Here is a 14,179-nt window from a genome sequence, read left to right on the forward strand (position 1 = left end):
GTGCAGTGCGCAAGGAGTGTCATGTCGCGTGTCGTGAAGCTGGCCGTCATCCCCGGAGACGGCATCGGTCCCGAGGTCGTCGCCGAGGCGGAGAAGGTGCTCGACGCGGTCACGGCCGACAGCCAGGTGGTCTTCGACAAGACCCGGTTCTCCCTCGGAGCAGCGCGTTTCCTCGACACGGGAGACACCCTCACGGACGATGACCTCGCGGCGATCTCGGCGCACGACGCGATCCTCCTCGGCGCGGTCGGCGGCACCCCGGGAGACCCGCGTCTGAAGGACGCGAACATCGAGCGCGGGCTGCTGCTGAAGCTCCGTTTCACCCTCGATCACTACGTGAACCTCCGCCCGTCGAAGCTCTTCGTCGGTGCTCCTGGCCCGCTCGCCGAACCGGGCGCGATCGACTTCGTGGTGGTCCGCGAGGGGACAGAGGGGCCGTACGTCGGCAACGGCGGTGCGATCCGCACGGGGACGCCGCACGAGGTCGCGAACGAGACCTCGGTGAACACCGCCTTCGGTGTCGAGCGCGTCGTGCGCTACGCCTTCGACCTCGCCGAGCGCCGTCGCAAGAAGCTCACGCTCGTGCACAAGACCAACGTGCTCGTGCACGCCGGCGCGATCTGGCAGCGCATCGTGAACGAAGTGGCCGCCGAGCACCCCGACGTCGCCGTCGACTACCTGCATGTCGACGCAGCCACGATCTTCCTGGTCACCGATCCCGCGCGTTTCGACGTGATCGTGACCGACAATCTCTTCGGTGACATCCTCACCGATCTCGCCGGCGCCGTCACGGGCGGCATCGGCCTCGCCGCCTCAGGGAACATCAACCCCGATGGCGTCTTCCCGTCGATGTTCGAGCCCGTGCACGGCTCGGCGCCGGACATCGCGGGCCAGCAGAAGGCCGACCCGACCGCCGCGATCCTCTCGATCGCGCTGCTGCTCGACCACCTCGGCCTTCCTGCCGAGTCGGCGCGTGTGAGCGCCGCGGTCGAGGCGGACATCGCCGCCCGCAGGGGTGCCCGCACCACTGCGGAGATCGGTTCCGCGATCACTGCCCGTCTCTGAACGGCGGGCGTAGGCTGACAGGGCGCGAGGATGCGCCCACCCACGAGGAATGGATGACGATATGACGACGATCGACGCCGAGACGAGCGTGGCTCCCCTGGAGTTCGCCGTGACGAAGAACCTCAATGCGGCTTCCCCGGCCCGCATCGCCGAGGTGCTGGAGAACCCGGGCTTCGGTGTGGTGTTCACCGACCACATGGTCGACATCTGCTGGTCCGCCAACGGCGGGTGGCACCGTCCGCGCGTGCAGCCCTATGGGCCGATCCCGCTCGACCCCGCGGCATCCGTCCTGCATTACGCTCAGGAGATCTTCGAGGGCATCAAGGCCTACCGTCATGCCGACGGCTCGATCCACACGTTCCGGCCCGACCGCAACGCCGCACGCCTGCAGGCGAGCGCGCGACGCCTCGCTCTGCCGGAGCTTCCCACCGAGTACTTCATCCAGTCGCTGCGTGAACTCATCGCGGTCGACGGCCGCTGGGTCCCGTCCGGTGCTGACCAGAGCCTGTACCTGCGGCCGTTCATGTTCGCCAAGGAGGCCTTCCTCGGCGTGCGGGCGGCGCAGAAGGTCGCGTACTACGTGATCGCGAGCCCCGCCGGCGCGTACTTCACCGGCGGTGTGAAGCCGGTCCGGATCTGGCTCTCCGAGGACTACGCCCGTGCGGGCCGCGGCGGCACCGGCAAGGCGAAGACGGGCGGCAACTACGCCTCCAGCCTCCTGCCGCAGGCCGAGGCCAGTGCCAAGGGCTGCGACCAGGTCGTCTTCCTCAACGAGAACCGCGACGTCGAGGAGCTCGGCGGCATGAACGTCGTGTTCGTCTTCAAGGACGGCCGTGTCGTGACGCCGGAGTCCGACAGCATCCTCGAAGGGATCACACGCGACTCGCTGCTGCAGCTCGCCGAGGACCGCGGCTACACGGTCGAGAAGCGCCCGATCTCGATCGACGAGTGGCGTGAGGGCGTCGCCTCGGGCGACATCGTCGAGGTGTTCGCGTGCGGCACGGCCGCGGTCGTGACCCCGATCGGCGCACTCGTCGGCGAGGGCTTCGACGAGCCGCAGCCGCTGGGCGAGCTCGCCCTGTCGCTGCGCGAGGAACTCACCGACATCCAGTACGGCCGCCGCGAGGACAAGCACGGCTGGCTCCTGCGCCTCGACGCCTGAGCATTCCGCTTCTCGGCGTCACGTCGAGACCGTCTTCCGCAGGAGACCCCGAGCAGGACCCTCTGCTCGGGGTCTTCTGCGCTCGCTAGGCTGGATTCCATGAAGATCGCCCGGTTCAGCCACGACGAAGCCATCATGTACGGGATCATCGACGAGCGGGAGCTCGTGGTGCTCGCCGGTGATCCGATGTTCGCGGGATACGAGACCACCGGTGCACGGGTGCCCCTCGCGGACGCCGCACTTCTCGCGCCGGTGATCCCTCGCTCCAAAGTGGTGTGTGTCGGCAAGAATTATCACGATCACGCGGCCGAGATGGGGGGAGTGGCTCCGGAGGAACCCCTGCTGTTCCTCAAGCCGAACACCGCCGTGATCGGCCCCGGCGACACGATCGTGCGCCCGATCCTCTCCGAGCGCACCGAGTACGAGGGCGAGCTCGTGGTCGTGATCGGGAAGATCGCGAAGAACGTGAAGGCGGAGAACGCGCTCGACTACGTGCTGGGGTACACGATCGGGAACGACGTCACCGCACGCGACCTGCAGCGCAAGGACGGTCAGTGGTCGCGAGCGAAGGGTTTCGATACCTTCTGCCCGCTCGGGCCCGTGATCGAGACCGACTTCGATCCGTCGACGGCGACCATCGAGACGCGGGTCAACGGCGAGGTGCGCCAGCATGCACCGCTGACCGACATGATCCACTCGGTGGCGTCGATCATCGAGTATGCCTCCGCGGTGTTCACGCTGCTGCCCGGCGACGTCATCATGACGGGCACCCCGGCAGGTGTCGGCACGTTCGAGGCGGGCGACATCATCGAGGTCGAGATCTCCGGACTGGGGATCCTGCGCAACACCGCGCGCGACGCCGCACCCGTGTCATGACCGACGTCGCCCTGACCGCCGCGCAGCAGACAGCGGTCCAGCGGCGCACGGTCCTGGTGCTTTCGCTGGGGCAGGTGCTGGGCGGCATCGCGTTCGGAGCCACGGTCTCACTCGGTGCGCTTCTGGCGGCCGACATCTCGGGGAACGAGGCGCTCTCAGGCCTGGCGACGGCTTCCGTCACGCTCGGGGCCGCAGCCTGCGCCATCCCGCTCGCTCGACTCGCTGCGCGCGTCGGACGTCGTCGTGCTCTCACGCTGGGCAACCTCTTCGCGCTGGTCGGCATCGCCGTCGTCATCCTCGCGGCTTCGCTGCGGGTCTCCCCCTCCTCCTCGCCGGCATCCTGATGATCGGAGCGGGCAACGCCGGCAACCTCCAGTCACGGTTCGCGGCCACGGATCTCGCCGCCCCGCAGCATCGCGGGCGCGATCTCTCGATCGTCGTGTGGTCGACCACCATCGGAGGCGTCGCGGGACCGCTGCTGCTCGGGCCGGGCGAGGTCGTCGGACAGGCCGTCGGGATGCCGCCGCAGACCGGCTCGTATCTGTTCTCGTTCGTCGCCCAGTGCGCAGCGCTCGTGCTCTACATCGTCGCGCTGCGTCCGGACCCGCTTCTGGCGGCGCAGCGGCTGGCGAAGGCCACCGCCGCTGCCGTGGGAACCCCGGTCGTCGACCGCCCGCGGGTCGCGCGTTACGCGATCTTCGCCATCGCCGGCTCTCACGTGGTGATGGCGTCGGTCATGGCGATGACGCCCGTTCACCTGTCGCACATGGCGCACGGTTCTGACGGGATGGCGGCGACCCCGGCCGATGTCTCCGCTCTGGTGGGGATCACGATCGCGCTCCACGTCGGCGGCATGTATGCGCTGTCGCCCCTGTTCGGAGTGCTCGCGGACCGCTGGGGTCGGCTCAAGGTCGTCCTGCTCGGACAGGTGCTGCTCGCCGGCGCGCTCGCCTTCGCGGTCTTCACCGGCACGGAGGCGTGGGGCGTCATGGTCGCCCTCATCCTGCTCGGCCTCGGGTGGAGCGCGGCGACGGTGGCCGGTGCCGCGCTGCTCACCGAGGCATCGGCACCCGAGTTGCGCACGCGCAGGCAGGGGCGCAGCGACTCCCTGATGAGCCTGTCCGCTGCGGCGGGATCGGTCCTGGCCGGCGTGGTGCTGTCGAACTTCCAGTACTCGGGGCTCGGTGTCGCGGCGTTCATCCTGGTGATCGCGATCGTGGTGCTGTCTCCGCTGGCGCGCTCCGGAACGCGATGAAGGACTGGGTCGGTGTCGGCGAGGCCTACTCCGCGTCGTACGCCGCGCTGTGCGCCGGGACCCTTCCCGCGCTACGCGACGCTCTGGGCGACGCACGAGGGCGAAGCCTGGTCGATGTCGGTGCGGGGGACGGGACTCTCGCCGCTGCCTGGGCGAGCGAAGGGTGGAGCGTGACAGCGTGCGAACCGGAGCCGAGCATGCGCGCGGCCTCGCATCGGCGGCATCCCGAGATCGGGGTGGTCGCCGGAGGGCTGCCGGAGCTCCCGTTCGCGGACGCATCGTTCGATGTCGCCGCCGCCAACTTCGTGCTGAACCACGTCGCGTCTCCTCGCTCGTCTGCCGCGGAACTACGGCGCGTCAGTCGCGGAGCGGTCGTCGCGACGACCTGGACGCTGTCGCCCTCGTGGCTCTGGGCCGAGATCACGCAACGGTCAGGCATCCCGCCTTTCGCGGGTGAGCGGCTCCCTGCCGACGAGGACTTCGAGCGGACGGCGGACGGGTTCGAGAGGATGCTGCGACAAGCCGGTCTGCAGCGTCTCGCCGTGAGCGAGGTCGAGTGGGTCTGGCCCGCTCGGCCGGAGGCCCTCTGGCGCTCCGTCGAAGGAGGTGTGGCCGGCGCCGGTGCTCTGTATGCCGGACTCGATGAAAGGGGACGTCAGCGCTTCCGTGCCGCGTTCGAGGCCGTGGTCGATGAACGCAGCGTGGGCGGGGTGCTGCTGCTCGAACATCGCGCTGCCGTCGCCGTGAGTGCTGCTCTCTGAAGACCGCCGCTCTTCGCAGGGCGCGGCGCGGCCGTCCCCGTAGAATCGAAGGGCTATGGCTACCCCTCACCCCCTCACCACGACTGCCGTTGGTGCCGATGTCCGCGTCCGCTTCTGTCCTTCGCCGACCGGGCTGCCGCATGTCGGCATGGTCCGCACGGCCCTCTACAACTGGGCCTATGCCCGCCACAACGGCGGGAAGATGGTGTTCCGCATCGAAGACACCGATGCCGCCCGCGACAGCGAAGAGAGCTTCCGCCAGCTGATCGACGCGCTCACCTGGCTCAAGATCGACTGGGACGAGGGCGTCGAGGTCGGCGGGCCCCACGCGCCGTACCGCCAGTCGGAGCGTCATGACATCTACCGCGGCGTGATCGACAAGCTCATCGCCACCGGCGCGCTGTATGAGAGCTACTCGACCGCCGAGGAGATCGACGCCCGCAACGAGGCTGCGGGTCGCGCCAAGCAGCTCGGCTACGACAACTTCGACCGCGACCTCACCGACGAGCAGAAGGCGGCCTTCCGTGCCGAGGGCCGTCAGCCCGCGCTCCGCCTGCGCGTGCCGGACGAAGACCTCACATACGTCGACCTCATCCGGGGCGAGGTCACCTTCCCGGCCGGCTCGTTCCCCGACTTCGTGGTGGTGCGCCCGAACGGTGTGCCGTTGTACACCTTCGTGAACCCGGTCGACGATGCGCTCATGGGCATCACACATGTGCTCCGCGGCGAAGATCTGATGCCGTCGACCGCTCGTCAGCTCTCGCTGTACGCGGCGCTCATCGAGGCGGGTGTCACGACGTTCGTCCCGCGTTTCGCGCACATGCCGCTGGTGCTCGGTGAGATCGGCAACAAGAAGCTCTCCAAGCGCGACCCGCAGGCCGACCTGTTCCTGCACCGCGATCGCGGCTTCATCCCCGAGGGTCTCCTGAACTATCTCGCCCTGCTCGGCTGGTCGATCGGCCCCGACCGTGACGTGTTCTCGCTCGAGGAGTTCACCGCCGCGTTCGACATCGTGAATGTGAACCCGAACCCGGCGCGCTTCGACCAGAAGAAGGCCGAGTCGATCAACGGCGACCACATCCGGATGCTGGGGGAGAAGGACTTCGCCGAGCGCACCATCCCGTACCTCGCGGCGGCGGGGCTCTTCGATGAGCCCACGCACGAGCAGCTCGTGATGGCCTTCCGTGTCGCGCCCCTCGTGCAGGAGCGCGTGCAGCTCCTCGGCGAGGTGCCGGGGATGGTCGGCTTCCTGTTCGCCGACGAGGTCTCATACGCCGAGGATGCGCTGAAGGGTCTGCCGGCGAATGGCGCCGAGGTGCTGGACGCCTGCGTCCGCGCGCTCGAGCCGCTGGCGGAGTTCACCCCGACAAGATCCAGGAGGCGCTGGCTGCCGAGCTGGTCGAGAAGCTCGAGCTGAAGCCGCGGGTCGCCTACGGTCCGCCGCGTGTCGCGATCACCGGGCGTCGGGTCTCGCCGCCGCTGTTCGAGTCGATGGAGCTGCTCGGTAAGGACGAATCGCTGCGTCGCCTACGTGCTCTTTCCGCGTTCCTCGCGGACTGAGGCGCGACGCGCCCGGGCGGCGGCGCACGCCGGCGGTTTTGGTGATCCGCCGCCGCTCGGGTAGGCTTGATTCTCGGTGCGAGGCCCTGGTTTCGCCCTTGGGGTATGGTGTAATTGGCAACACGACGGTTTCTGGTTCCGTTATTCTTGGTTCGAGTCCAGGTACCCCAGCATAAAGAAAACCCCCGCTCAGGCGGGGGTTTCTTTGTTTTTCCCGCGCTCTGTGGATGGTCGGCGGGTTCGGCGGCCGTCGCCTAGGGCGCGAACTCGACGCTCACGTCGTTGCGAGGGTTGGCGAGGACGAAACTGAAGCTGCTGTCCGAGAATTTCTGCGCGATCTTGAGATAAGGAGCGCTCACCGCGAGTCCCTCGAAGCGATGGATGAGTCGACCGGACTCCAGTCGTGACACGAGCGTCCACCCGGTGACCGGAGTGTAGGTCACGTTATCTGTGCTGGTCAGGAGGGTGTAGCTCGACGCGTCCAGCCTGCTCGACGCATCCTCGTCTCTGAGTTCGATCGCCGTGGTCACCTCGCCCACCGGCGGAAGCAGCTTCAGGCCCAGGCTGCGGTTCCGGTAGTCGAAGGCCATGCGGGCAGGCGCGCACGCGTCGTCCCAGTTCGCGATGTGGCGGTCGGTCGGAGCGATGTCGAGTTCGGTGTATCCGAACTCGAAGCCGTTCGTTCCGCCGGCCGTCCCCGACAGGGTGAGCGTGTCCCCGTGCTGGACTCCGGCCTGGGCAAGTGTCGACGCCGGCGGGAGCACGTTTCCGCTCGCGTCCTTCAGGACGAGCGAGTCCGTCGGGAGGCACACGAGCTGCTGGGCGTGTGCCGCGATCACCTGGGCCACCGTCCTGGTCGCCGGGTGCGCTGCACGCACGTTCGACATGGGCAGGAACCAGTCGTCGCGGTCTTCCCGTTGAACGACGATCGTGGGATTCGACGTCGCGGCAGCCGCGGCTGCGGTCGCCTGAGCTCGGCACTCGTTCGGGTCGTCCGTGTCCTCGAGGATGTTCGCGACGAGGCGGAACGGCGCAGTCCCGGTCTGAAGCTGGAACACCGTGAGGATGCGTCCGTCCGCGAGGTGAAGATAGTCGGGTTCGGCGGACTGCGACGTCGTGCCGCCGGTGTTGGGATCCTTGAGCCGGACAGGCGACGCGAATGTCGTCCCCTCATCGAAAGAGACGCTCACGGTGGCGATGCTCCCGGGGCCGCGGTAGCCGAGGACGAGTTTCGACGCGCTGCCGTCGAGGTGCGCTGTGCACGGAGAGCTTGTCGCAGAGAGCGTCGACCCCACCATGGTGCTCGTCACCGCGCGACTCCAGGACTGCCCCCCGTCGACAGACCGAGACATGTAGAAGCGGCCCACGGCTCCGCCCACCGCTGTCTCGAACCTCACGAAGGCTTGCAGTGTGCCGTCGGGGAGCAGCTCGATCGTGCTCTCGTTCGCTCCGCCAGGAAACAGCGACCCCCATGCGTCGTAAGGCGGTGAATGCGGATCCTTGAGCACCTGACGGTAGTCGGGCCAGGTCTCGCCGCCGTCGTGGGAGATCAACACACCCGCCTCGTATCGGTCGGGATCCGTCGCCCAGTCGGGTGTGAGTTCGCGGATGCCCCAGACGCTCTGCACGAGTGTGCCGTCCTGCAACTCGAGGATCCGCCCTCCGCCTCCCCACAGTTCGCGGAAGGGGACGGGCAGGGTGATCGGATCGTCGGTGCCGTCCCAGGTCACGCCGTTGTCGGATGACCGGGCGACGAAGAGCGCTGCCTCACGGTCGGTGTAGGTCACGTTGTTGACGGAGTCGTTGTAGGGGAGCAGGATCGTGCCGTCGTCCAGGGTGGTCATGCCGCGCTGCAGATGGATGCTCCCGCCCGGAAAGAGCGTCGGTTCGGCAAGGACCTCGGATGCGCTCCAGGTCGCGCCTTCATCTGTCGACCGGATCAAACGGAGCTGTCCGCCTGGCTGGGCATCTGTCGTGGTGTTGAATCCGACGAGAACGTCGCCGTTCGGAGCTTGGGTGATCGCGGGTCGATAGGCGGGGAGGACTCCGCCGCCGAGTTCTGGAAACGTCGACGGTGAGGTCACGTTCCAGGCGTCGCTCACCACCAGACCCGGGTCGGAGGCGGCGGTCGCCGGACCCGCGGACACGAGGAGTCCCGCACCGAGGGCGAGGACGGTGGCCAGGGTGAGCGTCGTGCGGCGGGACTGCTTCATTGCGGGCTCCTCACGGGGTGGTCGTCGAACACTCGTCCACCTAGACGTTTCGACTAGTGAAACTAGCAGTTCTATTGAATGAATAGAGGACACCATGACTCCTTCGCGATGTCAAGGGGCGCAGACATCGAGACATTTCACCGGTCGCCCCGACCTGCGCCGTCCGATACCGGCCGAGCCGAGGAGTCTCCGCCTGCTGTGTGCGGGATAGCACGCGAGGGTACCTGCACGCCACTCCCTTTCGCGGGCCTCCGAGTATCGGCATCGTCGATCTCACGCAGATGAAGGAGGCTGGACGATGGCGAGACTGGTTCGGGTGGTTCCGGGGGAGGACCCCGGATTCCGGCGTGTGCGTTCCGGATCCGGCTTCCGCTACGTCGACCCCGTCGGTGAGTCCGCGCCGGAAGCAGACCGGGAGAGGATCAAAGATCTGGTCATCCCGCCGGCGTGGCACGACGTATGGATCGCCGCGGACCCCCTCGCGCACATCCAAGCCGTGGGCATCGACGGCGCAGGGCGCAAGCAGTATCTGTATCACCCGTTGTGGCGGGTCTCGCGTGACCGGCGGAAGTTCGTGCGCGCTCTCGATCTCGCCGCGGCACTCCCGAGCGCCAGAGCCCAGGTGACGAGGGCGCTGCGCGAGGAGGGGCAGTCCAGGGAGCGCGCGCTGGCGATCGCCTTCCGTCTGCTCGACGATGCGGCGCTCCGGATCGGTTCGGAGCGTTACCTCGCGCGGCACGGCAGCCGAGGGCTGACGACGCTCCGGCGCGGCGACGTGCGGGTGGACGGCCGTGACGTGGCTATGTCCTTCCCCGCCAAGAGCGGCCGGACCGCGTCGATCGAGATCACTGACGAGTCCCTGGCCGACGCCCTCACGGACTTCGCGGTCGGCGCCTCGAACGCCTTCCTGCTGGCATATCGGAAGGGGCGCCGGCGCGTGAAGATCACCCCCGCCGAAGTGAACACCTATCTGAAGGATGTGCTGGGCGCGACCTTCTCCGCCAAGGACTTCCGCACCCTGCACGGCACGATCATCGCGGCGGACGCCCTCGCCCGGATCGGGCCGCTGGATCGGCGCGGACAGCGGGCGCGGGCAGAGCGGCTCGCCGTCCAGGCGGCTGCGACAGCACTCGGCAACACGACGGCGGTCGCCCGCAACAGCTACATCGACCCCCGGGTCTTCCGCCAGTACGTCCGTGGTCGCACTCTCGACCTCGACGTGACGCCGGAGACGGCGATCCGTCGGCTGCTCGGCGGGCCGGAGACATCCCGCAAGGTGAGCCGTCGAGGGACATCCAGACGACGGCGATGAGACCGCACAGGCGGTCGGCCGCATGCCAGGATGCCAGGATGGAAGCATGGACACCGCCAACCTCACCCGCGAGGAGACCGCAGCGCGATCCGCAGCCGTCACCCTGCACCGCGTCCGCGTAGAGCTCGATCTGACGGGAGCGCCGGAACGGGCTCGCACGGGATTCCCGACCGCGACCACGCTCGAGTTCGACGCCACCACCGACACGACGTGGCTCGACTTCATCGGCGAAGACGTGCTCCGTGTCACGGTGAACGGCGTCGACCAGGAGGTCGTCCACGACGGAGCGCGGATCACGGTGGCAGGCCTCGAGGCGACGAACGTCGTGCGCATCGAGGCCGTCGGGGCGTACAGCCGCTCGGGCGAGGGGATGCACCGCTTCCACGATCCCGTCGACGACCACACCTACCTGTACACGCAGTACGAACCCGCCGACTCCCGGCGGGTCATGGCGTGCTTCGAGCAGCCCGACATGAAGGCCGAATACACCTTCGTGGTCGATGCGCCGTCCGGGTGGGAAGTGCTCTCCAATCAGTCTCCTGCCCACACCGACCTCGGCGTGGGGGTGCAACGCGTCGAGTTCGCGCCGACATCGCCGATCTCGAGCTACATCACGGCGGTCGCCGCGGGGCCCTACACGCGGGTGGAAGGCGCCTGGAGCCGTGACGAGCAGTCGATCGCCCTCGGCGTGTTCGTGCGGCGGTCGCTCGCCCCGCACCTGGAGGCCGACGAGATCCTCGAGGTCACGCGGCAAGGGCTCGACTTCTTCACCGACGCCTTCGCCTACCCCTACCCGTGGGGCAAGTACGATCAGCTCTTCGTGCCCGAGTACAACCTCGGCGCGATGGAGAACCCTGGCCTGGTGACCTTCACCGAGTCGTACCTCTCGCGGGGCGCGGCGACCGACGCGCAGCGCGCAGCGCGTGCCAACACGATCCTGCACGAGATGGCTCACATGTGGTTCGGCGATCTCGTGACGATGACGTGGTGGGACGACCTGTGGCTCAAGGAGTCGTTTGCCGATTACATGGGTGCGCACGCATCGGCCGTCGCGACGCGATACGACGATGCCTGGGTGAAGTTCGCCGCGAGTCGGAAGGCGTGGGCCTACCAGCAGGACCAACTGCCCACGACGCATCCGATCGTCGCGGACATCACCGACCTCGAGGCCGCGAAACTCAACTTCGACGGCATCACGTACGCCAAGGGCGCCGCCGTGCTGAAGCAGCTCGTCGCGTTCGTCGGTGACGACGCGTTCTTCGAAGGCGCACGTCGGTACTTCGCCGCCAACGCGTTCGGGAACACGACGCTCTCCGATTTCCTGGTGCAGTTGAGCGCCGTGTCCGGTAGGGACATGAGCGACTGGTCGGCGGCGTGGCTGCAGACGACAGGTGTGTCCACCCTGTGGATCGAGACCGAAGACGACGGACGGAGCTTCTTAGTGCAGACCGATCCGCGTCCGCACCGGCTGCGCATCGGAACCTACGTGCGGGTCGACGGGCGCATCGTGCGCACCGAGCAGCAGGAGCTGGACGTGATCGGCGAACGGACCGAGGTGACGATCCCCGAGGGCGACCTCGTGCTCCTCAACGATGACGACCTCACGTATGCGAAGGCACGACTGGACGACACGTCGCTGCGCACCGTGGAGGACTCTCTCTCGTCGATCGAGGACCCCCTGGCGAGAGCCCTGGTGTGGTCGTCGCTGTGGAACGCGACGCGCGACGCCGAGTTCGACCCCGCACGCTATCTCGCCATCGTGCGCGCACATGCGAGCGCGGAGTCGAACATCGGACTCTTGACGGGAGTGCTCGCGAACGCGGCGTACGCGATCCGTCACTTCCTCGTCTCCACGCGCCGGCAGGAGGAGCAGCACACGTGGACGGACACGACATGGCGTTCCCTCTGGGCTGCGGAAGCGGGCAGCGATGCGCAGCTCTCCTGGGCCAGGGCGCTCGCGACGGCCTCGGCCTTCGACGATGTGCACCACGAGGGCGTGCGCGCGCTGCTGGACGGCGATGTGCCCGAGGGCCTCGTCGTCGATCCCGATCTGCGATGGCAGCTCCTCACGGCGCTCGTGATCACCGGGCATGCCGACCTCGCGGACGTCGCGGCAGAGCAGGAGCGTGATGACACGGGTACCGGGCGCACCGCGGCACGACGAGCGCGGGCCGCGCGCCCTGACGCCACCGTGCGACGCGATGCCTGGAACGCGGCGTGGGACGACCTCACCCTGAGCAACGACCACCTGGACGCCGAGATCGCCGGTTTCCGAGCGGGTGGGCGCCGCGACCTGATCGCGGACTTCGACGCGGAGTACTTCGACCGCATCGGGGACGTCTGGAGTCGACGCAGCATCGAGATCGCGAAGAGGCTCGTCCTGGGGTTCTTCCCGGCGAGCGACACGCTGCAGCCGGTAGACGAGTGGCTCGCAGCGAACCCCGCGGCCCCGGCAGCGCTTCGGCGACTCGTGATCGAGCAGCGCGACCACCTGGCGCGCGACATCCGCGTGCGCACAGCGGGGGAGAGCCCCGAAGCGGTCTAGCGGGCGGTCACCTGCATCCCCATCACTGTGCGGATGATCCACGGGTGCGCCCGGTCGTCGTCGATGTGCGTCATGCCGAGGTTCTCGGCGACCCTGCGCGAGGCGTCGTTGGCCGGGTGGATGATCGCGGTCAGCAGAGTCGGCGCGAATTCTCGTGTGACGAGTTCGACGCAGGCGCGGGCCGCCTCGGTGGCGTAGCCCTGACGCTGCATCGCCCGGCGGACGTGGTACCCCACTTCGAGCACGGGCTCGTCGTTGACCGACTGCCAGGTCAGTCCGCAGTCGCCGACGAAGTCGCCGTCGTGCGTCTCGATGATCCAGAGCCCGTGCCCGTGCTCCCGATAGCGCTGCTGCATGCGGGCGATCCACTCCGCGCTCTCGTCGCGGGTCTTCGGTGCGGGAAAGAACGCCATGACCTCGGGATCGCCGAGCATGTCGGCCATCGCGTCCAGATCGTTCTCCGTCATCTCCCGGAAGACGAGCCGTGCGGTCGGTCCGGGGAGGAGGCGACGAGGTGCGTTCACAGGTCGAGGGATTCGCCGGGTTCGAGCACGAAGAACTCGCCGCCACCCTGTTCGGTCGCCCACTGGAGGCGTTGGCGATGCATGTTCTTCCCGATCACCGACAGCGTCATGTCATGGGTGCCGAAAGCGCGGCGTGGTGCAACGGCGAGGACATAGTCCATCGCCTCGCCGATCTTCAGCCACGGGGCACCGAGGGGCGCCGCGAGAGTCCCGACATCGACACCCTCTGGGACCGCATAGGAGTCGCCGGGGTAGTAGAGCTCGTCGTTCACGAGCACGCCGACGTTCTCGACGACCGGGAGCGAGGAGTGGATGACCTCGTGCGTCCCGCCGAAGAACCTCAGGGTGAATCCGCCGACCTCGAGGGTCTCGCCGGGCGACACCACCGTGATGTCGTACCCGTCCGCGGCGCGCGCCACTCCCGATGGTGCGAAGATCGGCGTGCCTGGCGCGGCACGCAAGAGGCGATCGAAGTGGTCCGACGTCCAGTGATCGGGGTGTTCGTGGGTGATCACGATCCCCGCCAGGTCGTCCAGATCGATCAGGGGGGCCGTGAACGAGCCAGGATCGATGACGAGGGTCTTCCCGTTGGAGTCGAGGCGGAGGGCGGCATGTTCGAACTTGGTGACGCGCATGGGAAGAGTCAACTCCTTCCGCTGCCGCACGGCAAACAGAACGGTGCGCCACGCCCGGGATCCTGGTCTGGGCGGCGTCGATTTGGCGCAGCCAGAATCGCCATGGCATACTTGAACGGTTGTCGCGCGACGGAAACGTCTCGCCAGACGGCCCCATCGTATAGCGGCCTAGTACGCTGCCCTCTCACGGCGGTAACGCGGGTTCGAATCCCGCTGGGGTCACACGACATTGAGAAAGCCTCCGGTTCCCCGGAGGCTTTCTCTGTTTCCG

Annotated in this window: 9 protein-coding genes, 2 tRNA genes and 2 pseudogenes; 10 read left to right on the top strand and 3 right to left on the bottom strand. The window is 68.0% G+C overall.

What is annotated here, in order from left to right; genetic code table 11:
- The first annotated feature begins 21 nt into the window (after nucleotides 1-21).
- The 7 genes and pseudogenes from K1X59_RS09165 to K1X59_RS09195 all read left to right on the top strand — a co-directional run bounded on the left by K1X59_RS09165 (nucleotide 22) and on the right by K1X59_RS09195 (nucleotide 6,850).
- Complete coding sequence (locus tag K1X59_RS09165) at nucleotides 22-1,065, top strand: 3-isopropylmalate dehydrogenase (RefSeq protein WP_220174159.1); 1,044 nt, start codon at nucleotides 22-24, stop codon at nucleotides 1,063-1,065.
- 61 nt (nucleotides 1,066-1,126) lie between these two features.
- Nucleotides 1,127-2,227 (top strand): branched-chain amino acid aminotransferase, encoded by a 1,101-nt coding sequence (locus K1X59_RS09170; protein ID WP_183152567.1) that lies wholly within the window; start codon nucleotides 1,127-1,129, stop codon nucleotides 2,225-2,227.
- 99 nt (nucleotides 2,228-2,326) lie between these two features.
- Entirely contained in the window at nucleotides 2,327-3,103 is a 777-nt protein-coding gene (locus K1X59_RS09175) for a fumarylacetoacetate hydrolase family protein (RefSeq protein ID WP_183152568.1), read from the top strand.
- Nucleotides 3,100-4,358, top strand: a pseudogene (locus K1X59_RS09180) (MFS transporter). Before K1X59_RS09175 ends, K1X59_RS09180 begins: the two are co-directional and overlap by 4 nt.
- Nucleotides 4,355-5,119, top strand: a complete 765-nt coding sequence (locus K1X59_RS09185) for a class I SAM-dependent methyltransferase (protein ID WP_220174160.1) — start codon at nucleotides 4,355-4,357, stop codon at nucleotides 5,117-5,119. Before K1X59_RS09180 ends, K1X59_RS09185 begins: the two are co-directional and overlap by 4 nt.
- Nucleotides 5,120-5,267: 148 nt before the next feature.
- Nucleotides 5,268-6,595, top strand: a pseudogene (gltX, locus tag K1X59_RS09190) (glutamate--tRNA ligase); the annotation flags it as partial.
- A gap of 183 nt (nucleotides 6,596-6,778) precedes the next feature.
- A tRNA-Gln gene (locus K1X59_RS09195) sits at nucleotides 6,779-6,850 on the top strand.
- An 83-nt stretch (nucleotides 6,851-6,933) separates the two neighbouring features.
- On the opposite strand, the gene K1X59_RS09200 is transcribed toward K1X59_RS09195, so the two are convergent.
- A complete protein-coding gene (locus tag K1X59_RS09200) occupies nucleotides 6,934-8,892 on the bottom strand; it encodes an exo-alpha-sialidase (RefSeq protein WP_183152569.1) in 1,959 nt (652 codons plus the stop codon).
- Between the two features lie 298 nt (nucleotides 8,893-9,190).
- Here K1X59_RS09200 and K1X59_RS09205 point away from each other — a divergent pair, with 298 nt between their 5' ends.
- Together K1X59_RS09205 and pepN are read left to right on the top strand one after the other, a co-directional pair.
- A complete protein-coding gene (locus K1X59_RS09205) occupies nucleotides 9,191-10,204 on the top strand; it encodes a DNA topoisomerase IB (protein ID WP_183152570.1) in 1,014 nt (337 codons plus the stop codon).
- Between the two features lie 46 nt (nucleotides 10,205-10,250).
- Nucleotides 10,251-12,749 carry an aminopeptidase N gene (pepN, locus tag K1X59_RS09210; protein ID WP_183152571.1) on the top strand — a complete coding sequence of 833 codons (2,499 nt, stop codon included), beginning with the start codon at nucleotides 10,251-10,253 and terminating at the stop codon, nucleotides 12,747-12,749.
- On the opposite strand, the gene K1X59_RS09215 is transcribed toward pepN, so the two are convergent.
- Nucleotides 12,746-13,273, bottom strand: coding sequence for a GNAT family N-acetyltransferase (locus tag K1X59_RS09215; RefSeq protein ID WP_258567197.1), 528 nt, complete (start codon nucleotides 13,271-13,273; stop codon nucleotides 12,746-12,748). The two genes, pepN and K1X59_RS09215, sit on opposite strands and share 4 nt — an antisense overlap.
- Nucleotides 13,270-13,908: an MBL fold metallo-hydrolase gene (locus tag K1X59_RS09220; protein ID WP_183152573.1), complete on the bottom strand. Its 639-nt coding sequence runs from the start codon at nucleotides 13,906-13,908 to the stop codon at nucleotides 13,270-13,272. Before K1X59_RS09220 ends, K1X59_RS09215 begins: the two co-directional genes overlap by 4 nt.
- Before the next feature lie 149 nt (nucleotides 13,909-14,057).
- Here K1X59_RS09220 and K1X59_RS09225 point away from each other — a divergent pair.
- A tRNA-Glu gene (locus tag K1X59_RS09225) sits at nucleotides 14,058-14,130 on the top strand.
- Nucleotides 14,131-14,179: the final 49 nt, after the last annotated feature.

The organism is Microbacterium sp. Se5.02b (assembly GCF_019464375.1).
Taxonomy (GTDB): domain Bacteria; phylum Actinomycetota; class Actinomycetes; order Actinomycetales; family Microbacteriaceae; genus Microbacterium.

Bases quoted from the DNA above. Each gene is read 5' to 3' on its own strand.
- K1X59_RS09220 (WP_183152573.1), bottom strand. From the start codon at position 13,908: ATGCGCGTCACCAAGTTCGAACATGCCGCCCTCCGCCTCGACTCCAAC.
- pepN (WP_183152571.1), top strand. From the start codon at position 10,251: ATGGACACCGCCAACCTCACCCGCGAGGAGACCGCAGCGCGATCCGCA.
- K1X59_RS09205 (WP_183152570.1), top strand. From the start codon at position 9,191: ATGGCGAGACTGGTTCGGGTGGTTCCGGGGGAGGACCCCGGATTCCGG.
- K1X59_RS09170 (WP_183152567.1), top strand. From the start codon at position 1,127: ATGACGACGATCGACGCCGAGACGAGCGTGGCTCCCCTGGAGTTCGCC.
- K1X59_RS09185 (WP_220174160.1), top strand. From the start codon at position 4,355: ATGAAGGACTGGGTCGGTGTCGGCGAGGCCTACTCCGCGTCGTACGCC.
- K1X59_RS09165 (WP_220174159.1), top strand. From the start codon at position 22: ATGTCGCGTGTCGTGAAGCTGGCCGTCATCCCCGGAGACGGCATCGGT.
- K1X59_RS09200 (WP_183152569.1), bottom strand. From the start codon at position 8,892: ATGAAGCAGTCCCGCCGCACGACGCTCACCCTGGCCACCGTCCTCGCC.
- K1X59_RS09175 (WP_183152568.1), top strand. From the start codon at position 2,327: ATGAAGATCGCCCGGTTCAGCCACGACGAAGCCATCATGTACGGGATC.